Source organism: Cupriavidus sp. SHE (assembly GCF_000812445.1).
GTDB classification, from domain to species: domain Bacteria; phylum Pseudomonadota; class Gammaproteobacteria; order Burkholderiales; family Burkholderiaceae; genus Cupriavidus; species Cupriavidus metallidurans.
On the sequence record NZ_JWMB01000052.1, the window covers coordinates 114,802 to 137,047 of the forward strand.

24 protein-coding genes and 2 tRNA genes are annotated in these 22,246 nt (G+C 63.7%); 11 read left to right on the forward strand and 15 right to left on the reverse strand.

The features are described from left to right. Nucleotides 1-442 precede the first annotated feature (442 nt). The 11 genes from RN01_RS25820 to RN01_RS25870 form a co-directional block, all read right to left on the reverse strand. Complete coding sequence (locus RN01_RS25820; protein WP_009876577.1) at nt 443-2,464, reverse strand: DNA topoisomerase III; 2,022 nt, start codon at nt 2,462-2,464, stop codon at nt 443-445. Between the two features lie 279 nt (nt 2,465-2,743). After that, nucleotides 2,744-3,184 (reverse strand): single-stranded DNA-binding protein, encoded by a 441-nt coding sequence (locus RN01_RS25825; protein WP_009876576.1) that lies wholly within the window; start codon nt 3,182-3,184, stop codon nt 2,744-2,746. 73 nt (nt 3,185-3,257) lie between these two features. Then, nucleotides 3,258-3,785: a DUF3158 family protein gene (locus tag RN01_RS25830; protein WP_011871437.1), complete on the reverse strand. Its 528-nt coding sequence runs from the start codon at nt 3,783-3,785 to the stop codon at nt 3,258-3,260. Next, nucleotides 3,782-4,561: a PFL_4669 family integrating conjugative element protein gene (locus tag RN01_RS25835; protein ID WP_011871436.1), complete on the reverse strand. Its 780-nt coding sequence runs from the start codon at nt 4,559-4,561 to the stop codon at nt 3,782-3,784. The genes RN01_RS25830 and RN01_RS25835 overlap by 4 nt, the downstream gene beginning before the upstream one ends. A 331-nt stretch (nt 4,562-4,892) precedes the next feature. Further along, a complete protein-coding gene (locus RN01_RS25840) occupies nt 4,893-6,143 on the reverse strand; it encodes an STY4528 family pathogenicity island replication protein (protein ID WP_011871435.1) in 1,251 nt (416 codons plus the stop codon). Between the two features lie 3 nt (nt 6,144-6,146). Further along, nucleotides 6,147-6,707: a DUF2857 domain-containing protein gene (locus tag RN01_RS25845; RefSeq protein WP_009876573.1), complete on the reverse strand. Its 561-nt coding sequence runs from the start codon at nt 6,705-6,707 to the stop codon at nt 6,147-6,149. 15 nt (nt 6,708-6,722) lie between these two features. After that, nucleotides 6,723-8,387 (reverse strand): ParB family protein, encoded by a 1,665-nt coding sequence (locus tag RN01_RS25850; protein WP_009876572.1) that lies wholly within the window; start codon nt 8,385-8,387, stop codon nt 6,723-6,725. After that, nucleotides 8,380-8,640, reverse strand: coding sequence for a hypothetical protein (locus RN01_RS25855; protein ID WP_009876571.1), 261 nt, complete (start codon nt 8,638-8,640; stop codon nt 8,380-8,382). The genes RN01_RS25850 and RN01_RS25855 overlap by 8 nt, the downstream gene beginning before the upstream one ends. Next, on the reverse strand, nt 8,624-9,499 hold the full coding sequence (locus RN01_RS25860) for a ParA family protein (RefSeq protein WP_017515014.1): 876 nt from the start codon (nt 9,497-9,499) through the stop codon (nt 8,624-8,626). Before RN01_RS25860 ends, RN01_RS25855 begins: the two co-directional genes overlap by 17 nt. A 42-nt stretch (nt 9,500-9,541) precedes the next feature. After that, complete coding sequence (locus RN01_RS25865; RefSeq protein ID WP_009876569.1) at nt 9,542-9,754, reverse strand: AlpA family transcriptional regulator; 213 nt, start codon at nt 9,752-9,754, stop codon at nt 9,542-9,544. A 118-nt stretch (nt 9,755-9,872) separates the two neighbouring features. Further along, nucleotides 9,873-10,619 (reverse strand): hypothetical protein, encoded by a 747-nt coding sequence (locus RN01_RS25870; protein WP_011871432.1) that lies wholly within the window; start codon nt 10,617-10,619, stop codon nt 9,873-9,875. Between the two features lie 707 nt (nt 10,620-11,326). Here RN01_RS25870 and RN01_RS25875 point away from each other — a divergent pair. The 8 genes from RN01_RS25875 (at nt 11,327) to ybaL (ending at nt 17,680) form a co-directional block, all read left to right on the forward strand. Then, nucleotides 11,327-11,668, forward strand: a complete 342-nt coding sequence (locus RN01_RS25875) for a helix-turn-helix transcriptional regulator (RefSeq protein WP_071536559.1) — start codon at nt 11,327-11,329, stop codon at nt 11,666-11,668. Nucleotides 11,669-11,672: 4 nt separating this feature from the next. After that, nucleotides 11,673-12,167 carry an arsenate reductase ArsC gene (locus RN01_RS25880; RefSeq protein WP_009876566.1) on the forward strand — a complete coding sequence of 165 codons (495 nt, stop codon included), beginning with the start codon at nt 11,673-11,675 and terminating at the stop codon, nt 12,165-12,167. A 10-nt stretch (nt 12,168-12,177) separates the two neighbouring features. After that, nucleotides 12,178-13,248, forward strand: coding sequence for an ACR3 family arsenite efflux transporter (arsB, locus tag RN01_RS25885; protein ID WP_011871431.1), 1,071 nt, complete (start codon nt 12,178-12,180; stop codon nt 13,246-13,248). A gap of 2 nt (nt 13,249-13,250) precedes the next feature. Beyond that, a complete protein-coding gene (locus tag RN01_RS25890) occupies nt 13,251-14,483 on the forward strand; it encodes an MFS transporter (protein WP_009876564.1) in 1,233 nt (410 codons plus the stop codon). Continuing rightward, nucleotides 14,480-14,902: an arsenate reductase (glutaredoxin) gene (gene arsC, locus RN01_RS25895; RefSeq protein ID WP_009876563.1), complete on the forward strand. Its 423-nt coding sequence runs from the start codon at nt 14,480-14,482 to the stop codon at nt 14,900-14,902. The genes RN01_RS25890 and arsC overlap by 4 nt, the downstream gene beginning before the upstream one ends. Then, the gene (gene arsH, locus RN01_RS25900; protein ID WP_011871430.1) at nt 14,895-15,617 is read left to right on the forward strand and encodes an arsenical resistance protein ArsH; all 723 of its coding nucleotides are present in this window, start codon (nt 14,895-14,897) and stop codon (nt 15,615-15,617) included. Before arsC ends, arsH begins: the two co-directional genes overlap by 8 nt. Before the next feature lie 370 nt (nt 15,618-15,987). Then, nucleotides 15,988-16,061: transfer RNA gene (locus RN01_RS25905), tRNA-Cys, on the forward strand. Nucleotides 16,062-16,453: 392 nt separating this feature from the next. Continuing rightward, nucleotides 16,454-17,680, forward strand: coding sequence for a YbaL family putative K(+) efflux transporter (gene ybaL, locus RN01_RS25910; RefSeq protein WP_011516989.1), 1,227 nt, complete (start codon nt 16,454-16,456; stop codon nt 17,678-17,680). A gap of 20 nt (nt 17,681-17,700) precedes the next feature. Here ybaL and RN01_RS25915 read toward each other — a convergent pair whose 3' ends face one another. Further along, a complete protein-coding gene (locus tag RN01_RS25915; RefSeq protein WP_017514247.1) occupies nt 17,701-18,618 on the reverse strand; it encodes a LysR family transcriptional regulator in 918 nt (305 codons plus the stop codon). A gap of 102 nt (nt 18,619-18,720) precedes the next feature. Here RN01_RS25915 and RN01_RS25920 point away from each other — a divergent pair, with 102 nt between their 5' ends. Beyond that, nucleotides 18,721-19,809, forward strand: a complete 1,089-nt coding sequence (locus RN01_RS25920) for a YeiH family protein (RefSeq protein WP_024569560.1) — start codon at nt 18,721-18,723, stop codon at nt 19,807-19,809. Nucleotides 19,810-19,817: 8 nt separating this feature from the next. Here the strand turns inward: RN01_RS25920 and RN01_RS25925 are convergent. Continuing rightward, nucleotides 19,818-19,903, reverse strand: a tRNA-Leu gene (locus RN01_RS25925). Nucleotides 19,904-20,076: 173 nt separating this feature from the next. On the opposite strand from RN01_RS25925, the gene RN01_RS25930 reads away from it, so the two are divergent. Next, on the forward strand, nt 20,077-20,403 hold the full coding sequence (locus RN01_RS25930; protein WP_008642387.1) for a hypothetical protein: 327 nt from the start codon (nt 20,077-20,079) through the stop codon (nt 20,401-20,403). A gap of 248 nt (nt 20,404-20,651) precedes the next feature. Beyond that, entirely contained in the window at nt 20,652-21,059 is a 408-nt protein-coding gene (locus RN01_RS25935; RefSeq protein WP_008642389.1) for a heme-binding protein, read from the forward strand. Nucleotides 21,060-21,269: 210 nt separating this feature from the next. Here RN01_RS25935 and hemP read toward each other — a convergent pair whose 3' ends face one another. Both hemP and RN01_RS25945 read right to left on the reverse strand, forming a co-directional pair. Next, complete coding sequence (gene hemP, locus RN01_RS25940; RefSeq protein ID WP_011516984.1) at nt 21,270-21,596, reverse strand: hemin uptake protein HemP; 327 nt, start codon at nt 21,594-21,596, stop codon at nt 21,270-21,272. A 208-nt stretch (nt 21,597-21,804) separates the two neighbouring features. Next, nucleotides 21,805-22,218 (reverse strand): biopolymer transporter ExbD, encoded by a 414-nt coding sequence (locus RN01_RS25945; protein ID WP_017514880.1) that lies wholly within the window; start codon nt 22,216-22,218, stop codon nt 21,805-21,807. Nucleotides 22,219-22,246 lie beyond the last annotated feature (28 nt).

Below are 22,246 nucleotides of genomic sequence, written 5' to 3' on the forward strand. Positions count from 1 at the left end.
GCTCGGGAGGAAAGAGGAGCCACCCGTGGGCTGATTGGCAGGCCCGGTCGTCGCTAGAACCGTCTGCTCTCAGCAATCACACCCGGCCCATGTCGTGGCTGGGGCCGGCATCGTCTGGCGCACATCCGCGCACAAAGGGAGCCCGTTTTTGCACCGGCGGGCACCGGCACCGATTACCGCTGACCACGAAGGGTCTCCCGGTGGCTCGTGCACGCTGGCAAGCCACCGGGAGACCCTTCGCAGAGGGCGGAAGAAACGCAGATCAACAGAACGCGCGTGGTGCGGCTCGCAGAGAAGCTACCTTCAGGTCCCGCGGCCGGGGACGGCTGGGCGGGACGCGCACACAAATCAAGAAGGCGTTGCGCGCTGGGCGTCCCGCAGGGCATGCGGGACACGGGCCACGCCGCCGAAGGCGGGCACGGCTCACGGGGAACGGGATCGGTCAGGAGCCTTTGCGGCCGCTACGGCGCGGGCGCGAGGCGGCGCGCTTGGAGCTGCCGGATTCGACCGGCAGCGTGCCTTTGCAGTCCGGGTAGCGACTGCACGACCAAAACGGGCCGCTCTTGCTGCTGCGCTGGCGCGTGGGTGCGCCGCACTGCGGGCATGTCGGCCCTTGGGGAGCCTTGATAGACAGGGACGCGTTGCCGTACTGCGCGATCAACTGCGAAATCCATGCGGCCTGCTTGCCGATGAACACATCCAGCGTGAGCTGGCCGGCTTCGATCATGTCGAGCGCTTGTTCCCAGACGGCGGTGGTGCCGGGGTCGGCAATCGCCGCAGGCACGGCATCGATCAAGGTGAAAGCCGCATCCGAGGCGCGGATGGCGCGCCCTTTCTTTACGAGGTAGCCGCGGGCGATCAGGCCGCCGATGATGTTGGCCCGGGTCGCTTCGGTGCCGATGCCGACCGTATCCTTGAGCTTCTGCTTCAGGCGGGGATCGGACACCAGCTTGGCGACGCCTTTCATAGACTTGACCAACTCGCCTTGCGTGTACGGTTTGGGCGGCAGCGTCTTGAGTGCCTTCAGATCGATATCGGCCACCTGACATGCCAGACCTTCGTGCAGCGCCGGTAGCACCTGGGCGCGGGCCGCGGTGTCGCCGTCGCCATCGCCGTCCTCGGACTGCGGCTCGGCCAGCACCTGGCGCCAGCCCGGCGTGACAACCTGCTTGCCCGTGGCCGCAAGGTTCTGCCCACCGCACGAAAGCTTGGCCACAGTATGGTCGAACTCGTGGTGAGGGAGGAACTGCGCTAGGTAATGCGCCCGGATGAGCCTGTACACGGCCAGTTCCTTCTCGCTCATGGCGGAGAGGTTCGCCGGTTCGAGCGTCGGGATGATGCCGTGGTGGGCCGTGACCTTGCCATCGTTCCAGGCGCGCGAGCGCTGCAAACGGTCGAGCTGGCCTATGATCGAGCGCAGCGAGGGATCGGTCTTAAGCAGGCTGTCGAGAACGGTGGTCACTTCGGCAAACATGCTCTCGGGCAGGTAGCCGGAATCCGAGCGGGGGTATGTCGTGGCCTTGTGCGTCTCGTACAGGGCCTGGGCGATCTCCAAGGTTTCCTGCACGTCCAGCCCGAGCTGCTTTGAACACACCTCCTGCAAGGTGCCCAGGTCGAACGGCAGCGGCGGGCCTTCGCGCACGCGCTCGGTCTCAACCGACACTACGTGGGCGCTGCCCGCAGCGCGGATCTGCTGCATGGCCTGCTGTGCGACCGGCTGCTGCAGGCAGCGGCCTGCGTCGTCGGTGCAGGCATTGGGTGGAACCCAGTGCGCGGTGAAAGCCTGGACACCTGCGGACAGGGACACGACGATGGCCCAGTACGGCACGGACACGAAGGCTGCGATCTCGCGGTCGCGGTCCACGACGAGCTTGAGCGTCGGGGTCTGGACGCGGCCGACCGACAGCACGCCGTCGTAGCCGGCCTGCCGCCCCAGCACCGTGAACAACCTACTGAGGTTCATGCCCACCAGCCAATCCGCACGGGATCGCGCCAGCGCCGAGTGGTACATCGGCAGCGTCTCGGCTGAGGGCCGTAGCTTGCCGAGGGCGGCGCGGATGGACGCATCGTTGAGTGCCGACAACCACAGCCGCTCGATGGGGCCGCGGTAGCCGCACAGTTCGATGATCTCGCGGGCGATCAACTCGCCTTCGCGGTCGGCATCGGTGGCGATGACAAGCTGGGTCGCCTTCGCCAGAAGCGCCTTGACGACCTTGAATTGCGTGGCGGTCTTCGGTTTGACCTCGACCCGCCAATGCTGGGGAATGATGGGCAACTGCTCGATGGACCAGCGCTTCAACTGCTCGTCGTAGGCTTCGGGCGTAGCGGCTTCTACGAGATGGCCGATGCACCAGGTGACGGTGACGCCGGAACCGTTGAGACAGCCTTCACCGCGCTGTGTGGCGCCGAGAATCCGGCCAATGTCTTTGCCCTGGGAGGGCTTCTCGCACAAGAACAGCCGCATATCCGTTCATCCGATTCCCATGGTTCATGGAGTTGCTGGGATCGAGGATGCCGAGCACCACCGGGGGCAGCAGCAAACAAGCGGCACGCGGCGGCGACCGCTTTCACGGGATGGAAGGGCTTGTGCGGTAATGGCGAGTGGCCGGAGGTATGCGGTTCGGGAGCGGCGATTCGCGGGAACGCGTGGAAGTCGGTGGACGTTGATGGAGCTATCCCCTGGGGATAGCTCGCGGCGCATGGAGGGCGGCGAAGCGCTGCGGCAGCCGCCCTCCATGCCGGGTCACTTCCGGCGCTTCGTCTCTTTCGGCGCGGTCGATTCCTGGTCGGCCTGCGGCTTCGGTTCTGCCTCCTGTGGCTTCGGGCTGAGGACCACAGACTCGATGCGGTACGGCAAGATGCCTACGCTGCGCGCATTGACTTGCCAGGTCTCGCGTGGCTGATCTTCGTTGTCCGTCCAGGGCTCGCGCTCCATGCGGCCGATGACCAGCACCCGCATACCCTTCTGGTAGAGGCGCTGCCAGTGCTCGGCGTCGCGGTGCCAGATTTCCACCGGCGCCCAGAAGCCGCCACGGTCCTCAAAGGTGCCATCCTTCTTGGGAACGGGGTTGTCGAAATAGACGTTCAGGCGCAGCAGGCGGTTGGGCTCGTCGTTGCCATTGGGGAATTCGCGGTACTCCGGTGGCGAGCCGATATTGCCTTCGCCAGAAAAATGCGTGCTCATGATGTGATCTCCGTGGTGGTTGAAATACCCGTGCCTCATCGGCGCCGGGTGCGTGCTGGGATGTCTGGCGCAATCACCGATCGCGCATTGCGGTTGGGGTGGACTTGAGCCGGCGCAGGTATGCGTTGTCCGCTTCGGCCGCTTTGCTGGCGCATTCCTGCGCCTGCCTGCCCAAGGTGTGCAGCAGGCTGATCTGCATGTTCAACGTGATGCGCTGTAACTCGATCGCGTGCAGGTCGGCCAGCAGGTTGACCGGCGTGCTGGTGCTCGCCACCAGTTCCTGCCACAGCGCCACGCCCATGGCCGAGCGGTCGTGCTTGCGCCAGCGAAGGAACGTCGTTCCCGCGCCAGTTATCTGCTGGGCCAGCTCGACGGGAAGCAGGTGGAAGGGATGCCCGCACGCCTGTGGCAGCACCTGTCGCTGCGCCAGGGCAATCAACTCGTCGCGCATGGCGAAGCACTGGCTGGCCCAGGCCTCGAAGTCCCCTTTACCTTTAAAAGGCTTTAAAAGGCCTTTTAGAGAGGCCGCGTGTTCCAGCCGCATGAAGGCTGGCTGTTCCAGACCACGGAAGTAGCGAGGTTCGCGGTTCGGGTCGCTCATGCCTGTTCGTCCTCGCCGGTGCTGGCCTCGGCCGGATCGGCGGCAGTGCCTTCGTCGCTGGGAGGTGCGGCTGCGGCAGCGCTATCACTGCGCTGTTGCAGGCCGCGGCGCACGACGGGCGGCGCAAACTTCGAGCGGCGAGCGCCTTCGAGCACGTCCTGCGGCAAGTCGCCGAACTTCTCCAGCGCCGCCCGCGCTGCGGCGTTCTTGGCCGCGAAGTCGTCGCGGGTGCATCCCGAGTAGCGGTACTGCTGGGCCAGGCTGAACAGGCTGCGCAGCGTGTGAGCGCCTTCGTTGAGCCACCGCTCCAATGTCGAGCGATCGATCAGCGCGGTGTGATGGGCGAGGATCAGCTTGCGGGCGATGTCGTCATAGTCGGCCAGGAGATAGACCGCGGCAAAGCCGAGCTGCGCGTTCACGAACAAGGGGAGCTTCACCGGTTGCACGTTGAGGTTCTCGCCCAGGCTCAACGCCGCTGGCACGCCGGCCAATGCCTGGTCCACCTGCTCGCGCAGCGATTGCAACGTGGTCTTGGCCTGGTCGAGCTTTTCCTCGATGCGCAACATCCACCAGTCGCTGTACGGGTCATCCTGTTCCGAGCCGCGCTTCATCTTGTTCATCACGGCGATGTAGCCGTTCAGGCCGACGATGCCGGGTCGCCCCTCGGCGGCGGCGCGGCCATGCCAGATGCGCGATGCGTGGTGGGTGTGAAGCGTCAGCGACATCGCGCTGCGCAAAGAGCCGAGATTGAGTTGCAGAGGTTCGTTGGTTGCCATGGTGTCCGCTCGCTTGGGAAAAGGAGCGGTCAGGATCGGCATGCAGCGGAAGGCAGTCAGTCAACAAACCGAAATGAACTGGTCCCCGGTTGTCGTGGTGGTGGCGGCCCGCAATGCGAGCTATCCCCAGGGGATAGCTCCATCAAACGCCACAGAGCGCTGCTCGCGCAGATGGTGGGTGCGCTCAGGAACCGGACGCCACTGCAGCACCGTGGACAGAAGCACCCAGCCTGTGTCTTTCGGTGTTACGCCTTGCATCACATCTATCCCCAGGGGATAGCTCTACTGACGGCCACGGGCGTCTGCTTCACGCCCTTGTCGCTCGTCGCGCTCAGCTACTGCGCAGAAGGTCGCGCAGCCGGTCGATGTGCTGCCGGGCTACCTCGGGCGGAACTACATTGCGCGGTGGCTCAGGCGGTGCATCTCGTGCAGGGGCAGGTGGCGGTGCTGACCCAGCTTGCCTGGCCCATGCGTTGAACTCGCCACGGATGGCACGTTGGATGATGCCGAACAGGTAGCCTGCCGGGTTGCGGATGGTGCTGCCACGACAGCGATCCGCCCATTCGTCCAGCACGGCCTGGCGTAGCGGGGCATCGACCTGCTGCAATGCCACCATGGCGCCGGCCTGCTGTTCATCTTTCAAGCCGAGAAAGCGATCAGGCAGACGAACTCCCGGCATCGCGCGCGCCTGCCCACGCTCACGCGCGGTAGTACGTACTTCATTAATACGACTACTACGTACAGTACGGTCCTGTTTCGGATTCCGAAGAGCGCCGTCTGCTGCGTGTTTTGGCCCTGCTTCGGAATCCGAAGAGGGCCGATCAGAATTCCGAAGAAGGCTCGGCGCCCCTTCTTCGGAATCGTGAACCGTGTCCTCCTGTGGATAACTCTCCTGCGACCCAATGCCTTGGCTTGCGAGGCGTTCGGCAAGGACCTGCAGCCGCGAGGGCAGCATGCGGCCAGACAGCAGCGGGTCTTCGGCGATCTCATTGAGCGTGTGCAAGCCCACGACCTGAACGGCCCTGGCCGAATGGCCCAGGGCTTGGCTGACGAGCTGCAGGTAGTCCGGGTCGAGCTGCATCGCCTCGAACGGGGTCAGGGGCTCATCGTGCAGGACGTAGAGGTTGCCGAGGATGCGCCCGGTCTTGGGGTCGCGCCTGCGGCGCACGAGACTCAACCAGCGCGTCAGGCGCAACAGCGTCAGCGCCCGTGCCACGGTCTCGTGGGAGGCCTGTCCGGCGCAGGGCATTGACGCGAGCCACGGGCGAAGTTGCTCATACGTCGGAAACGCCGTGACGCCATCCTCGTTGAGCATCATCCGGAAGACTTGCCAGGCATTGCGTTCCAGCGGCGTCAGGCGTCGGTCGAGGAACAGCCGTCGCGGCACGCTCTCGTGCCGATTTCCACTGAACAGGAAACCGTCGCCGGTTGCAGACACAGGAGACGTCGCGGATGCGAAGGCGGGAGCCGGTGCGAGTGGGCGAGGTTTCGGTGCAAGGTCTTTCAGCGCGCTGTCGAACAGATCAGCGAGGGCGACCGGACCTTGGCGTGGTGCTCGTGGTGCAGCGTCGTCCACGGCCATGATTCAACCCAGTCCCTGATCGATCCAGTTCTTGATCGCAGCCCAGACCACCGACAGCGGCAGCTCCATGCCTTCGGCGAGGTCCATTGCCGCATCAAGAACCGAGGTCTCATCCTCCAGCTCGACGTTCCTGCTGCTGGTCACGACCTTCCAGCGCCGCCACAGCTCGGTGTCCTGCTCCTCGTCCAGAACCGGATGGCGCCCCTTGCGTTTGGGCAGGCCGAGAACTTCGCGCCGAAGTGCGACTTCCTGATGTGTCAGCCCGTAGAAGCGGCTCACCATTTCGGTACTGGCACCCAGGCGCAGCATGCGATCGACGGTGGCGATCTCCTTCTCCACGTCCTGCGCCTGTTTGAGCAATCGCCGGAGCACTTCCCGGTTCACCGAGACAGAGCACCAGGAGACGTTGGCATTGGCCAGCACGCTGATCAGCGCCGGATGCTTGAGCGCATCCAGCTCTTCCTCGCCGAACCCCATCGCCTTGCAGCGACGCAGTTGCCCGTTGCGTAGGTCGTAGAGTGCCTGCGCGATGACGGCCTGGTTGAGTGGGTTCGGTGCGGACATGCAGGCCTCCCTCGCTCAGATCCCAGAACCGACAGCGCCGGCTTCCAGATCCAGCAGGCGCCGGGCCAGCCGCAGCAGACGAAACAGCTTGACCAGCGCGGTGTCGCTCAATCGCCGGGCCCCGCCGTCACGACGTTGACCCTGGCCGTGCAACAGCGCTGGCAGGTCTGTGATGAGTTGCCCGCTGTCCAAGCCGACGCCGGCTGGCTGCTGACCGGCCAGGGAAACCAGTAGTGCGAGCACGGCGCGTGCGAGCGGCGACGAAGCCTGGGCTGGGGCACGACACGTGAACCCGATGCCATCAGAACGATCCTCGACACACGCGTCCAGGTCGGCCTCGCCCGCGATCTCGCGCGCGAACTGCGCGATGTGGATGCGCAGGCGGTCGGGTGTGTCGAGGCCAGGGTCGATATACCAGATGTCCGAGATGGGATAGAGGCCACCGGCCTGCACGGGAATCGACTGCAAGACGTTGGCCGAGAAGTCGGGCGGCAGCGCATCGCCCAACTGGTCGGCGACCATGCGCTGGATGGACTGGAGCCGCTCCGTCGTGGGTGCCGGAGAGATGATGTGCTCGTCAAGCAGACCGCCATTCGCTGCCGCAGGGCTGGCTGCGGATGCCTCGCTCGGGGCCCCATCGTCCCGGGGCCTTGTCGGCGCGTCGGCAGAGTGGCCCGCAGAAGGTGCAGTTGTAGTGGGGGGCGGTGCCGGTTCGATCGGCGGCCGTGCGATGGCCCCAGGCTCGGGCAATGCCGGCGGCGCCGATGGCGGGGTTGGGTCGCTGACCAGGGCGCGGTGGCGGCTCTCGGATTCGGTCAGGTCCAAGGCGAGCACGTCGTAGTCGATGCCCAGCAGCTCGGACATCTGACCGATCAACTCGTCCTGCACACGCGGCGGCGAGAACTCGTCGGGCTGGACATCAAATTGCGACAGCGCCTCCAGAAAGAAGCTGTCGAAGTCCAGCGGCAGGGAGCGGCCTTTGGCATAGTGCTCCCACGTGCGTTCGCTGGCTTTGCGCATGACCGACAGCCGCTCGACCTGGTGGCGGCCGAGGCCCCCGTATAGGACGGTCGGGATCGCGGGCAGCAGGTAGCGCACCGCGTCAGCCATGCGGCTGATGTGCGACTGCTGGACTGGGAAGCCGTCGGCGGCCAGGCGGCGGGCCAGCTCGGACTGGCTCAGGGTGGTGCCGCTTTCAGCCTCATAGAACTCGCGGGCTTTCTCGACGCCCAGGGCGCGCTCGATGAACGTGAGGCCGCCGCGTAGTTCGTTCTCGGCGAGGTGCCCGGTCAGGGCGACGATCTCTCCGCGCGCAGGCCACGGCCGGAACAGGCACGATATGCGGAAGAAGCGTTCGTCCTTGGTCTCCGCCCAGAGTTCACGCAGGATCGCCAGCCTGGTGTTGCCGCCGTTGCGGATGATGTAGTGCGCCTCGCCAGGACGGCGTGTGATCGCTGGCGCCGCGTCCAGGCCGCGCTCTCGGATGGAGGCCTTGATTTCATCGTAGGCCGAGTTGCGCTTTTTGCGGGGGTCGTGGTCGTAGGGCCGCAACTGGTCCAGCGTCACGACCATCGGCGTGTCGGCGATCGGGTCGCTCAAGGCCGTGGCCGATGGCCCACTGCGCTCGAACCCGGCGGCAAGCAGCTTGCCGGCCATGTCCTGGGAGGTCATCTCAGCCATGACCACATCCCTCGGCGTTGACGGCCCGGGCCATGCGGGCCTCGCGCTCGGCGCGGCGGATCTGTGCACGGGCGTTGAGATCCGCCCGGTAGTCGCTCGCTGTTGAGCTGGTGTAGATGGCGGCGCAGCCGGCCTTGGTGAACTTGAGGTGTCCGCCCCGTGTGCGCTTGACGTGCCAGCCTTCGCTCACCGCAAACTCAATCAGGGCGCGCAGCCGTTTGTGGCCGCGGGCCAGTTCATGTGCGTTCGCCATGTGACCTCCCGGTTTCAATGGAACGAGGAGGACGGCCGGACACGAGGGCAAATCTGTCTTGCCACTGTGGGAACAGTTCGCCGGCGAGCGCGCGCATGGTGTCGAGCGCGGCGGGCGCAACTCTGCCCGGCGGCTGGCGATGCTCGACGCGATGCACCGGCAGGCCGCGGGTTGCGGCGCGCGGATAGGCCTCGATGGCCGGCACGTCGGTGCTCAGCACGCATATGCCGGCATGGTCCTGGAACAGGTCGCGCAGCGCCTGCTGGATCATCCGTGCATTCGCGGACACGGGGTGGACGCGATTGATGAGCAGGTGCAGGGATGGCGGTTCGATGCCGAGGTGCCGGTATGGCGCGATGTCCTCCAGCAACTGCATGGTGCCGCGTCGCAGTTCGCGGGCAGCGAGAATTTCCGGGGTCACGGGCGACAGCGCCAGGTCAGAGGCGAGCACCGCCATCTCCAACAGCACCGAGCGTGCACCCTGGGTGTCGATCAGCACCAGGTCATAAAGCGGCGCCAGCGCCGGCAGCAGGTGCCGCAGTCTCAGGCGTCCGTCTGGCGCGTGCAGTAGCAACGTGTTCAGTTCACCCCGGTGATCGTTCGAGAGCACCAGGTCCAGGCCCGCGATGATGGTGCGGGACACCAACTGATCGAGGGCGCGTTCGTTGAACGCCAGCAACTCATAGATACCGCCGGCAGCGCGGTGTGCCAGCTCGTAATAGGACGACAAGGTCGGCTGCACGTCGAGATCGAGCAGCAGCACACGCAGCCCCGCGTCCGCGGCGAGGCCGCCGAGGTTGGCGGCCGTAGTCGTCTTGCCTACGCCGCCTTTCGTTGAAATTATGGATACGACCTGCATGGCGCTCTCCGTTTGGCGATGGGAAAATCGAGGGGGAGCGGGTCAGGTCCGGTTGTTGAGGCGTTCGGCGATCCACTGGTCGATCTCGACCGAATCCCAGCCCACGGCGCGCACGCCCAGGCGCAACGCCTGCGGAAACTGGCGCTTCTTCATCAGGTTGTAGATGTGGGCGCGTTTGAAGCCGGACTTCGCTTCAACTTCATCGAGCCGCAGGATGCGGCGCTCGTGCGGTGGCAGTACAGGTATTTGCGACATGGCGGTCACTCCTGAACGCTCAGTGGCGTTTGTTGGCGTGACCTCTATTCAATAGACATGGCTGCGGAAAAACATTGCAAATGCAATCTCCGCGACTGCACATACAAGATGGAAGAATTCACGCGGCTGCGCTACGGACATTCTTCCTGGCATTGGCGAACTTGCCGTTCAAGGTTCGCTCCGTGATGCCCATGGTGCCGCCATAGTGGGCGAGCAATGCGGTGACGATGGCCTCCTGCGTCTTGAAGCTGGAGTACGGCACGCCGGATGGGGATTGGCTCAGCATCAGCGTCAGCATGCCGCCGATGATGTTCAGGTATGTAGTTTCCGCCCGATCACTGATCACGCACTGCTTGGGAGCCAGCAGTACGGCGGACTGCTTTAGCAAGACTTCGTGTTGCTGTTGCAGTTCGCGCATCTCGCGTCGGCTATGGTCCAGCGCGGCCTGCAGAGCCAGCCGTTCCAGCAGGATTGCCTGTCCTGTCTCGATGGTGATGAAGGGATGCACCATGCGCTCGCCGCGACTGAACAGAAATCCCGGCCGATGCTCGGGATAGTGGGTGCGCATCCACCGCTTCAGATCGACATGGCGGACGGTCAGATCGAGTGAACTCACCAGATCTGGGTCATTAAGTGTGATCCCGTTCTTGCCGAAGGGTAGTTCGGCGTTGAGGATACCGTCGTAGATGCGTTCCGAGTACAGCCGACACTCGTTCCATCGCGGGCAGTCCAACATCTGCGGCAGACAACGCGGTGATGCGATCGATGCGACGATCACCGCTTCGTACCGCAACAACCCAGCCCACCGTATGGCAGCTTCGATGGGACGATAGAACACCTTTGATAGTGGTGGCTCCTTGTGCATGTTTTCGTCTCCTTTCGGAAGCGCTACATCACCGGCTCCTTCTTGCCCCACCAAGGGGCTGTTTTTTCGTTATGCCTGTGGCTGATGCCTGGGGCGATGCCCTGGAACATGGACGGAAGAGATCATGGCACCCGTCACAGGTGGTTCTCTCTTGCTCGATATGCAAGAATTGACCAGTTGCCGGTCCGTCGAGTAATAAGGAAGAAGCACGCTCGACAATTGCGCTCACGGTGCCAGCGTCATGGGGTGCGTCAAGCACATCAAGACCGATTCGATATGGTCTGATATCCCCACGGTTTCACAAGGCGCAGGGGATTGCATCCGCTGCTCCACGTCCAGAGGGACCTGGAGAAATCCGCGCATGTCATGCTTGTTTCGGCATCCTGATATATCGACATAGCATCTTGCGGCGAAGCATTTTGCTTGGTTCAATCCAACGCACTTTGCGTTCACGCGCCTGCGGTGTGGGCCAAACATGGTCACATCGCATCAGGATGCAGTGCAGTTCTATCGCCCGCTAGGCATCCTGCCTTCCCTTGAACTAGTCCGTGGTGCGAGAAGGCATCCGCCGCTCTTGATAGAAGCATCTTGCTGCCGCGATGACTTTGATGGGCGTGATGCGCGGAACATAGTCCAAGAACTCGACGGCGGTATGCCGCGAAGCCATGAATGACTTGCCCGCTGATTCTTATCCATTAATTCAATAATTGTTGTACTATCGAATCATGAACGAAGATCAAGCCGTTTCCGCCCTGAGCGCCTTGGCGCACACCCAGCGCCTGCGTGTGTTCCGCGCCCTGGTCGTCGCCGGCCCGGAAGGACTCACGCCCAGCGTGCTGGCCGACCAGCTCGACGTGGCCCGCAACACCTTGTCCTTCCATCTGAAGGAACTGGCCCACGCCGGCCTCGTCAGCATCGAGCAGCAAGGCCGCAACCTGATCTATCGCGCCGAATACGACCACATGAACGGCCTGATCGGCTACCTGACCGAGCATTGCTGCCAAGGCGGAGTGTGCGAGGTTTCCGAATCCACCCGCTGCGACTGCTGACGCCATGACCGACACGATCTACAACGCATTGTTCATTTGCACGGGTAATTCCGCCCGCTCCATCCTTGCCGAAGGCATGCTCAACGAGCTGGGCAAGGGCCGCTTCCACGCTTATTCGGCGGGCAGTCACCCCAAGGGCGAGGTTCATCCGCTGGCACTTGCCACGCTGGAGCGGCTGCACCTGCCGACGACCGGCTACCGCAGCAAGAGCTGGGACGAGTTCGTGGCACCGGGTGCGCCGGTGTTCGACTTCATCTTTACAGTTTGCGACAACGCTGCTGGGGAGGCTTGCCCGCTGTGGCCGGGCAAGCCGGTGTCGGCGCATTGGGGCGTCCCTGATCCGGCAGCCGTCGAGGGCACTGAGGAGCAACAGCGCAAAGCGTTCCTCGACGCCGCGATCACGCTGCGCCGACGCATTGAACTGTTCCTGTCGCTGCCGCTCCAGCGCCTGGACGCCATGTCGTTGCAGCGCGAGCTGCGCGACATCGGCCGCCAGTAAGGGCGGCGCGATGACTACAGAAACCGAAGCGGCCGGTCACGCGCCGGCCGCATCTGCCATGAGCAGCTTCGAGCGCTATCTGACCCTGTGGGTGCTGCTGTGCATCGTTGCCGGCATCGCGCTGGGCCAGTTCGCGCCGGGCGCGTTCCAGGCCATTGGCCAGCTGGAAGTCGCCCAGGTCAACCTGCCGGTGGGCTTGCTGATCTGGGTGATGATCGTGCCGATGCTGCTGAAGGTGGACTTCGGCGCACTCGGCCAGGTCAGGCGACACTGGCGCGGCATCGGCGTCACGCTGTTTGTGAACTGGGCGGTCAAGCCGTTTTCGATGGCGCTGCTGGCGTGGATCTTCATCCGCCATGTCTTCGCACAGTGGCTGCCGGCCGGGCAGCTGGACAGCTACATCGCCGGGCTGATCCTGCTGGCCGCCGCGCCCTGCACGGCGATGGTGTTCGTGTGGAGCCGGCTGACCGGCGGCGATCCGGTGTTCACGCTGTCGCAGGTGGCGCTGAACGACACCATCATGGTGTTCGCCTTCGCGCCCGTCGTCGGCCTCCTGCTGGGCCTGTCGTCGATCATCGTGCCATGGGCCACGCTACTGGTGTCGGTCGCGCTCTACATCGTCATTCCTGTCATCCTCGCGCAGCTCTGGCGCCGGGCGCTGCTGCGCCGGGGTCAGGTTGCGTTCGACCGGGCGCTGGAACGTATTGGCCCGCTGTCGATCGCCGCGCTGCTACTGACGCTGGTGCTACTGTTCGCCTTTCAGGGAGAGGCCATTATCCGGCAACCGCTGGTGATCGCCATGCTGGCGGTGCCGATCCTGATCCAGGTGTTCTTCAATTCCGGGCTGGCGTACTGGCTCAACCGCAAGGTAGGCGAGAAGCACAGCATCGCCGGCCCCTCGGCACTGATCGGCGCGAGCAACTTCTTCGAGCTGGCCGTGGCCGCCGCCATCAGTCTGTTCGGCTTCCACTCGGGCGCGGCGCTGGCCACCGTGGTTGGCGTGCTGATCGAGGTGCCGGTGATGCTGCTGGTGGTGCGCGTGGTCAACCGCTCGCGCGGCTGGTACGAGCGCCAAGCGTAATCATGGACAACACCATCCCGCGCTCTCGCGGCTGGCTGATTCCCTCGCTCGGACTGACGCAGATCGTCGCGTGGGGGTCGATGTTCTACGCCTACGGCGTCCTGATGCAGCCCATGCAGGACGAACTCGGCCTGTCCAAGCCCGCCATCGTCGGGGCTTATTCGGTGGCCTTGCTGATCTCGGGACTGCTTTCGACCGCGGCCGGCAGCATCATCGACCGCATTGGTGGACGTCTGCTGATGGGAAGCGGCGCCTTGCTGGCCGCCGTCATGCTCGCGTGCCTCTCGCGGGTACACAACGCGACGGAGCTTTACCTCGTGTGGGCCGGTATCGGCGTGGCCATGAGCGCGACCTTGTACCAGCCGGCCTTCGCGGTCATCACGCAGGTCCATGGCAGCAACTATCGCCGGGCGATCACGCACCTGACGTTGTTCGGCGGTTTCGCCAGCACGGTATTCTGGCCGCTGACGCAAACGCTGTTGCAACACGTCGGCTGGCGCGAGGTCTGGTTGATCTATGCGGCCGCGAACCTGCTGATCTGCCTGCCCATCCATGCCAGCCTGCCAAAGGGACGCGGCCCGGCACACGGCACACCCCCAGCGCGGACGGAAACCCGATCCCGCAATCTCACCGCGGTCATGCGCGAACCGGTGTTCTATCTCGTCACGGCGGCTGTGACGCTGAATGCACTGGTGTTCGCGGCGATGTCGCTGCACATGATCCCAGTCTTGCAGGCACATGGCATCTCTGCCGCAAATGCGGCCTGGGTCGGTGCGCTGATCGGGCCAATGCAGGTACTCGGCCGTGTGGTGCAAGCCACGGTCGGCAAGCGGGCCAGCACGCGCCAGGTCGGCATGGCGGCCATCAGTCTGCTGCCGCTGTCATTGCTCCTGCTCTTTGCTTCCGAGCAGTGGCTGCCGGTGTATGTCGTGTTTGCCGCGCTCTACGGCATCGGCAATGGCGTCATGACGATCGTACGAGGCGCCTTGCCCGCCGAGCTGTACGGTCGGGCCGCTTATGGCGCCATCAGCGGCGCGATGGCGACACCCGTGCAGATCGCAGTGGCCGCCGGCCCCTTCGTGGCCTCGCTGCTGTATTCCGCCGGCAACGGCTATCCCGGCACGCTGCTGGCCCTGACCGGCATCAGCGCGGCGGGCGCGATCCTGTTCGGCTATGTGATCAGGCATCTGCGCCAGCAATCCATGCTTCTCTCGAACGAAGGCACCTCGACATGAGCCACATCACGATCTACCACAATCCCGATTGCGGCACGTCACGCAACGTCCTCAGCCTGATTCGCAACAGCGGCGAGGAACCGGCTGTCATCGAATATCTGAAGACACCGCCCGACCGCGACATGCTGAAGGCGCTGATCGCCGCGATGGGCATCCCGGTACGCGCGGTGCTGCGCGAGAAAGGCACGCCGTATGCGGAACTCGGCCTGGGAGATCAGAAGTGGAGCGACGAGCAATTGATCGACTTCATGCTCCAACATCCGATCCTCATCAACCGACCTATCGTGGTCACGCCGCTGGGCACGCGCCTGTGCCGCCCGTCGGAAACAGTGCTCGACATCCTGCCGCAACCGCAGCGCGGCGCGTTCAACAAGGAAGACGGCGAGCCGGTAGTGGATGTGGAGGGCCGTCGTGTCTGAATCCCGTCTCGACCTGCCGAACATCGACGCCGCATTGCTCCAGCCGCCGGACATGGAACGGCTACTGGCACCCGAACGTTCCACCCATGCGCCACGCTTCCTGCTGCTCTACGGCTCGCTGCGCGAACGCTCGTTTAGCCGACTGGCCGCCGAAGAGGCAGCCCGCGTGCTGCGGGCGTTGGGCGGCGAGACGCGGCTGTTCAACCCGTCGGGCCTGCCGCTGGTGGATGACGCGACCGAGGATCATCCCAAGGTCAGGGAACTGCGCGAACTCGCGCAGTGGGCCGAGGGTATGGTGTGGAGTTCGCCGGAGCGCCATGGCGCGATGTCCGGCCTGATGAAAACGCAGATCGACTGGATTCCGCTGTCAGTCGGCGCGGTGCGTCCGACTCAGGGCAAGACGCTGGCAGTGATGCAGGTGTCGGGCGGCTCGCAATCTTTCAATGCTGTCAATCAGATGCGCGTGCTGGGCCGCTGGATGCGGATGCTGACCGTCCCCAACCAGTCCTCGGTCGCCAAGGCGTATCAAGAATTCGATGAAGCGGGACGCATGAAACCGTCGGCCTACTACGACCGCATTGTGGACGTGATGGAGGAACTGATGAAGTTCACGCTGCTCACGCGCGATGCGTCGCCGTATCTGGTGGACAGGTATAGCGAGCGCAAGGAAAGCGCCGAGGCGTTGACCAAGCGCATGCAGCAGGCGGTAATCTGATAACCCCTGATTCCATTCGCCTATCGCCGCACGACGGCCTTGGCCACTGGAGGCCCCATTGCATCGCGACAGCATCGTAGGGCGGTGCGACTGCGAAAAGAGCAGTCCTTGGACTTCAATGGAAGTCGTTGGATGAACTTTGTTGCCGAGGGCGAAAAACAAGGCTATAATTCAGGCCTTCGCTGCTCACCACAGCGGAGAAAGTGATTGGGAAACAGAGACTTATCGCTCTAGTGCATGACTCGTTTCCCGCTCCAATCCCAAAGGGAAGCAGCGCTTCCCTTTTTCTTTCTCGGGATTGCCTCCGGGTTGTGGCCATGTCGGTGACGACGGTCGCAACGAATGCGGATACAATCCAGCATCGTCACCTGGCGGGGTGGCAGAGTGGTTATGCAGCGGCCTGCAAAGCCGTGTACGCCGGTTCGATTCCGACCTCCGCCTCCAGTCTCAAGCAAAACGGCGCCCGATGTGGCGCCGTTTTGCTTTTCGGCCTTTCCCTAATTCAGCTTCTTTGGGATATCGCGGATTTTTTGCGACTTCTCTCACATTGGCCTGCGTGGTGCGCGTGTTACATTACGTCAGGCCGTACCGCATTCGGGACGACGCTTGGCGTGGCAATCCACCTCGCGTAGTTGTATTCCGATGCACTCTCCTTGCCGTGGAGCGTTGCGCCGCAATTGGCGCCCGCGCGTCGCGGTCTGCTCTTCCCGTACTATCCGTCTCTTCCTTGTGCCCTTCGCGGGGGCATGATCTCGTCGTGCGATGCCCGTAAGGGCGGCCACGAGGGGCGGGTGGTCCCCAGAACATCGAGACAACCATAAAGGAACCCCAGACGCATGCATCACGCCACCCCGCTCATCAGCACAATCGTCGGCGGTATCGTGCTGGCGTTCATTCTGGGTGCGATTGCCAACAAGTTCAGGCTGCCACCGCTGATCGGCTATCTTTGCGCGGGCATCGTCGTGGGGCCGCACACGCCTGGCTACACGGCTGATCAGACGCTCGCGCCGGAGCTCGCGGAGCTCGGCGTGATCCTGCTGATGTTCGGCGTCGGGCTGCATTTCTCGGTCAAGGACCTGATGGCCGTGAAGCGAATCGCCATTCCCGGGGCGATCGTCCAGATCAGCATTGCCACGGCTCTCAGTATGTTGGTGGCCTGGGGATTCGACTGGTCCTGGGGGCAAGGGCTCGTGTACGGACTGGCACTGTCGGTGGCCAGTACCGTGGTGCTGCTGCGCGCGCTGCAAGAGCGCGATTTGATCGAGTCACCACAAGGCCGCATTGCCGTGGGCTGGCTGATCGTTGAAGATCTGGCGATGGTGCTGACGCTGGTGTTGCTGCCGGCCATGGCGCGCTTGCTTGGTGGCGGTGATGCCAATGCGACAGCGCCGACCACGATGGAGGTACTGATCGAGGTCCTCTCCACGCTTGGCAAGGTGGCCGCGTTCGTCGCGGTGATGCTGGTGATTGGCCGGCGCTTCATTCCGTGGATGCTTGAGCGCATTGTCTGGACCGGTAGTCGCGAGTTGTTCCGTCTTGGGGTGCTGGCCACCGCGCTGGGTGTGGCCTTCGGCGCCTATGCGTTGTTCGGCGTGTCGTTTGCCCTCGGCGCCTTCTTCGCGGGTATGGTGCTGGCCGAATCGGAATTCAGCCATCGCGCGGCAGAGGAATCACTGCCGCTGCGCGATGCCTTCTCGGTGCTGTTCTTCGTCTCGGTGGGCATGCTGTTCGACCCAATGGTGCTCGTCAACGACCCCTGGGGTGTGCTGGCGACGCTCCTGATTATCGTCGTCGGCAAGTCGCTCGCCGCGCTCGGCATCGTGAGGGCCTTTGGCCTGAATAACCGGACCGGTCTGACGATTGCCGTGAGCCTCGCACAGATCGGCGAGTTCTCCTTCATTCTGGCCAGCCTCGGTGTCTATCTGGACATCCTGCCAGAGCGGGGGCAGGCGCTGATCCTTGCGGGTGCATTGCTGTCGATCGTGCTCAATCCCGTGCTGTTTCACCTGCTCGACCGCTACACCGCGCGCGAAGACAAGCAGGGCGATCCGCAACCTGCCTGATCGGTTGCCGCATAATGCTGTCAGGCGCCGAGACTTGGCGCCACGCCTCGCAGGTACTCGGTAAACGCAAGCAGCCCCTGGGTGGGAAACTTGTCCTGGTGGACGACCAGCTGGAGCGGGCGGATCACGCGGGGCAGGTCGCTTCGTAGTGCGACGAGCAGCCCACGCTCGATTTCGTCGCGTACGACGTGCAACGACAGGCAACTGACGCCGAATCCGCTCATGACGGCGCGCTTGATGGCTTCCGCATTGCCGAGTTCCAGTGCAAAGCGCAGCGCGCCCAGTTCGGGTACCAGGCGGGCCTCGATGATTTCACGCGTGCCGGAGCCTGGTTCTCGCACGATCCAGTCTGCGTCGCGCAGCATGTCGTGAAACTGCGGCGATTGTTCTCCCGCGACGGCCAACGGATGCGTAGGCCCAACGATCACCACCATCTCGTCATCGCACCAGTGCACGCTGCGCAGATCGCGCTCCTGGCTCGTGCCTTCTATCAGGCCGATGTCGGCCTCGAACTTCATCAGTGACTGCAACACATCCTGCGTGTTGCCGATGCGGAGGTCGAGTGCGCATGGGCCAGTCTGGGCATTGCGGAAGCCCGCCAGCAAGGCGGGCAGGATATAGCTGCCGATGGTGTTGCTGGCGGCGATGCGCAGTTGGACGCCACCTTCCGAGGCGAAGCGCTCCAGTTCCTGCGCCTGATCGAGTAGCGATAGTGCGCGGGGAAAAAACTGCCGTCCCGCTTCATTGATCGCAAGGCGTCTGGCCACCCGGTCGAATAGCGCCCCGTTCAGTGCCCGCTCGAGCTCGGCCAGCGATGCGCTGACGGCCGATTGCGACATCGCAAGGGCGTCGGCCGCGGCGATCGTGCTGCCGTGCTGGGCCACAGCCACGAACACCTGCAGTTGGCGCAAGGTAAGGCGTAGCGGGCGCTGATCCATGATTTATCGATATTTAGGGTTATGGCTACCAATATTACCCGTTTTACGGGTTAGATGTACGCCGATACCCTACATGGCATCCAACGAGAATCAGTTGCCGCCATGTCTTCCACGCCTGCTACCCCCGCGATTTCCCAGACTCCGCAGTCGGCGCTGGCGCTCTGGCGCATGAGGCTCATCACGCTCTTACCGCTTGGCGCCATTGCGTGGATCTCCATGGTCCTCGCCGATCACCCCGCGATTGCCCATTACGGCCTTTCTGCCCTGACCCTGGCGATGGGCGCCGGCATGGTGGCTGCCAATACGATGCCGAAACACTGGCTCGCGCCGCTTGCCCCCGGGATGCAGTTCGCGCGCCATCATCTGTTGCGCCTGGGTGTCGCCCTGTACGGCCTTCGCCTGACATTCGGCGCAATTGCGGCGCTTGGCGTCGGTGGGGTGGTGGTGCCGCTGACGATGCTCGTCGCCACGCTGCTTTTCGGCACGTGGGTCGGATCGTCGTTCTTCGGGTTGAGCCGTCGCGAAGCCATCCTGGTCAGCGCCGGTAGTGCAGTTTGCGGAGCGGCGGCGGCGATTGCGGTGTCGTCGGTCGTGCGTACCGATGACCGGCAAACGGCTGTGGCGGTGGCCACGGTGGTGCTTTTCGGAACGGTGGGGATGTTGCTTTACCCCTGGCTCTACGAGCTCGCCACGCAACACTGGCACCTTGCCATCAGCGAACGGAGCTTTGGCATCTTTACCGGCGCCACGCTGCATGAAGTGGCCCAGGTGATTGCCTCGGGAAAGATGGTCAGCGATGGCGCGGCCGATGCGGCGGTGGTCGCGAAGATGGTGCGCGTGCTCGCACTGGGCCCCCTGCTGCTGGTCATGGCGCTGTGGCCTCGCACGAGCTGGTCGCAGGCGTCCGGTGGCTCGCGCAATCTGCGTGGGCTGCTCCGGTCGGTGCCTTGGTTTGCGTTGGGGTTCGTCGCTGTGATGGCGCTGAATTCAGCCCAGATGGTGCCGGCGGACTGGAAGCCTGCCCTGATCGGCTTCGATAACTGGATGCTGGCTTGCGCCATGCTTGCCATCGGCCTGCACACCCGCATCGGAGATCTGCTTCGCGCTGGCCGCAAGCCACTGGCGTTGGCGGGCGTCCTCTTCGTGTTCCTGATGGTCGTTGGTGCTGCGCTTTGCGCGCTGCTGGTCTGAGGAGAGCCTGGTGCGGCCGACGGGACTCGAACCCGTAAGCCCGGAAGGCGGCAGATTTTAAGTCTGCTGAGTCTACCAATTTCTCCACGGCCGCACGGCAAGCCCGGTATTGTGGTGGCTTAGCCTGCCGGACGCAAGCTGTTCAACTTGCGACAGAAGTGATGTGCCTGTTACCGGTGGTAACAATGTAGCGCTCGCCGTTTCACCTGAAAAAGCGTGAGCCTCTACAATTCGGTTATCAGAACCCAAATTCCAAGAGGCACGATCATGAAACGTTGGTTGTTCGCAGCATTCGGTGTGACCGCCGCGCTGATGTCGGGCGCTGCAATGGCACATGTGAGCGTTGGCGTGGCGATCGGCGTGCCGGGCGTGGTGATTGGTGCTCCGGCCTATTACCCGCCAGCGCCGGTCTACTATGCACCGCCGCCGGTGATGGTCGCGCCTGGACCCGCCTACTATGGTCCTCCTCCCGTCGTGGTGCGGCCGGCTCCGGTCTACTATGGTGGCTACGGTTACTACCGCGGTGGGCCCCGCTACTACTACGGCCCGGGCTGGCATGGTCGCGGCCACGGTCATGGCCGCTGGCATGACTGATTGACCGGCAGGATGTCATCCGAGAAAGAAGCCCCTGACTGGGGCTTCTTTCATTTCTGGCGGTCACTGGCAGGCGTGCTCTCCGGTGCCTTCGGGGTTGCCGGGTGTCTTGCGTGCGTGACAATGCGTCAAGTCGTGCGTCGGGTGAAGGTCTTTCACATTTTGCCGCTGTCGTGGAATGCATCGGCCCGCCCCGGGGGGCGATATACTTGCGCCTTATCCCTGACATGAATCGATGGAGAGAGGTAATGCAGCAAAAAACCGTACTGACGGCAGATGACGTGAAGAAGGTGATGGCCGCTGCCGAGGCCGAAGCCCTGGCCAACAACTGGGCCGTCACGATTGTGGTCGTCGATGACGGTGGTCATCCGCTGGCAATGCAGCGTCTGGATGGCGTGGCGCCGATCTCGGCCTACATCGCCACGGAGAAGGCGCGCACCGCATCGCTGGGTCGCCGTGAATCCAAGATCTACGAAGACATGATCAACAATGGCCGCTACTCGTTCATGACCGCCCCGGTACTGAACGGCATGCTGGAGGGCGGTGTGCCTATCGTCGCCAATGGCCAGGTGGTGGGCGCGGTTGGTGTGTCGGGCGTGAAGTCGACCGAAGACGCACAGATCGCACGCGCTGGTATTGCTTCGCTGGGCCTCTGATCGCCCGAAGCAAAAAGCCCCGCGAACGCAACGCCCGCGGGGCGGTATAAAAAGGCGGCATGGCTGGCGTGGTCGGCACGGCAAGGGGTTTGGAGTTGCTTGCTATGCCGGGGATCCAATCGACTGGCTACTGCCCAACGCCCCGGTACGGGGCGGTCCCCACAAAAGTCTTTGCATGCCCGACCTTTCGGTCCGGGCCACCTGACCAGATCACTTGGTCAGAATCAGTTTCCCGTAGCGCGTGACACGCAGCGTATAGACGTTCCCGTTGTGCAGGATCGGCAGCGTCGTCGCGCCGTGCATGATGGCTTCCAGCGGAACGGGCTGCGCGGTGCTGCCGACGGCCGGCGCGTCCTGGCGCATTAGTGCTTCCAGGCGAGCGGGCAGGGCGGCGACCGCCGATTTGACCGATTCGATTGCTGACGAGGCCGTCGATGTCTCGCGCCTGTCCTGCTGGACAACCTCCACGCGGCGCAGTGACAGACGGCGGCGCGTGACTTCACGCGGTTGCGACATCGGCAGGCTCAGGGTGCTCATGGTCTTCTCCGTACGAAGTATTCAAAGGTGTCGGTGACGATGGAGAGGATCATAAATGAGAATTGTTATCATTACAAGCGAGATCGCAATTCGTTACACCCGCATCAGTCTTCGAACACGGCTCCTGAGCAGATAAGGCGTCGATCACTAAAAAACAAGGGCACCCCGAGGGGTGCCCTTGTTGCGATGACACAGTTGCGCGACCGGTCTAGTGCTTCGGTTCGGTAATGAACCCGATCTTGCCAAGGCCGCCGTGCTGCGCCGCGGCCATGACCTGGGCGACGCGCTCGTAGCGAACTTCGCGGTCCGCGCGCAGATGCAACTCCGGCTGCGGCTGCTGCAAGGCGGCTTCCGCAATGCGCTGATCCAGCGTGGCGTCGTCAACTTCCTGCTGGTTCCAGAACACCTTGCCTTGGGCATCGATCGAGACGTTGATGCTCTGCGGCTTGGAGTCGTTGGGCTGGTTAGTCGCGCGCGGCAGGTCGATCTTCACCGCGTGATTGATGACGGGAATTGTGATGATGAAGATGATCAGCAGCACCAGCATGACGTCGACCAGCGGCGTCATGTTGATCTCGCTCATCACCTCGTCATCGTCTCCGTCGAGCGTGCCGAATGCCATGATGCTTTCCTTCCTGCGTCTGCCGGGC

Bases quoted from the DNA above. Each gene is read 5' to 3' on its own strand.
- RN01_RS25820 (WP_009876577.1), bottom strand. From the start codon at position 2,464: ATGCGGCTGTTCTTGTGCGAGAAGCCCTCCCAGGGCAAAGACATTGGC.
- RN01_RS25825 (WP_009876576.1), bottom strand. From the start codon at position 3,184: ATGAGCACGCATTTTTCTGGCGAAGGCAATATCGGCTCGCCACCGGAG.
- RN01_RS25830 (WP_011871437.1), bottom strand. From the start codon at position 3,785: ATGAGCGACCCGAACCGCGAACCTCGCTACTTCCGTGGTCTGGAACAG.
- RN01_RS25835 (WP_011871436.1), bottom strand. From the start codon at position 4,561: ATGGCAACCAACGAACCTCTGCAACTCAATCTCGGCTCTTTGCGCAGC.
- RN01_RS25840 (WP_011871435.1), bottom strand. From the start codon at position 6,143: ATGGCCGTGGACGACGCTGCACCACGAGCACCACGCCAAGGTCCGGTC.
- RN01_RS25845 (WP_009876573.1), bottom strand. From the start codon at position 6,707: ATGTCCGCACCGAACCCACTCAACCAGGCCGTCATCGCGCAGGCACTC.
- RN01_RS25850 (WP_009876572.1), bottom strand. From the start codon at position 8,387: ATGGCTGAGATGACCTCCCAGGACATGGCCGGCAAGCTGCTTGCCGCC.
- RN01_RS25855 (WP_009876571.1), bottom strand. From the start codon at position 8,640: ATGGCGAACGCACATGAACTGGCCCGCGGCCACAAACGGCTGCGCGCC.
- RN01_RS25860 (WP_017515014.1), bottom strand. From the start codon at position 9,499: ATGCAGGTCGTATCCATAATTTCAACGAAAGGCGGCGTAGGCAAGACG.
- RN01_RS25865 (WP_009876569.1), bottom strand. From the start codon at position 9,754: ATGTCGCAAATACCTGTACTGCCACCGCACGAGCGCCGCATCCTGCGG.
- RN01_RS25870 (WP_011871432.1), bottom strand. From the start codon at position 10,619: ATGCACAAGGAGCCACCACTATCAAAGGTGTTCTATCGTCCCATCGAA.
- RN01_RS25880 (WP_009876566.1), top strand. From the start codon at position 11,673: ATGACCGACACGATCTACAACGCATTGTTCATTTGCACGGGTAATTCC.
- arsB (WP_011871431.1), top strand. From the start codon at position 12,178: ATGACTACAGAAACCGAAGCGGCCGGTCACGCGCCGGCCGCATCTGCC.
- RN01_RS25890 (WP_009876564.1), top strand. From the start codon at position 13,251: ATGGACAACACCATCCCGCGCTCTCGCGGCTGGCTGATTCCCTCGCTC.
- arsC (WP_009876563.1), top strand. From the start codon at position 14,480: ATGAGCCACATCACGATCTACCACAATCCCGATTGCGGCACGTCACGC.
- ybaL (WP_011516989.1), top strand. From the start codon at position 16,454: ATGCATCACGCCACCCCGCTCATCAGCACAATCGTCGGCGGTATCGTG.
- RN01_RS25915 (WP_017514247.1), bottom strand. From the start codon at position 18,618: ATGGATCAGCGCCCGCTACGCCTTACCTTGCGCCAACTGCAGGTGTTC.
- RN01_RS25920 (WP_024569560.1), top strand. From the start codon at position 18,721: ATGTCTTCCACGCCTGCTACCCCCGCGATTTCCCAGACTCCGCAGTCG.
- RN01_RS25930 (WP_008642387.1), top strand. From the start codon at position 20,077: ATGAAACGTTGGTTGTTCGCAGCATTCGGTGTGACCGCCGCGCTGATG.
- RN01_RS25935 (WP_008642389.1), top strand. From the start codon at position 20,652: ATGCAGCAAAAAACCGTACTGACGGCAGATGACGTGAAGAAGGTGATG.
- hemP (WP_011516984.1), bottom strand. From the start codon at position 21,596: ATGAGCACCCTGAGCCTGCCGATGTCGCAACCGCGTGAAGTCACGCGC.
- RN01_RS25945 (WP_017514880.1), bottom strand. From the start codon at position 22,218: ATGGCATTCGGCACGCTCGACGGAGACGATGACGAGGTGATGAGCGAG.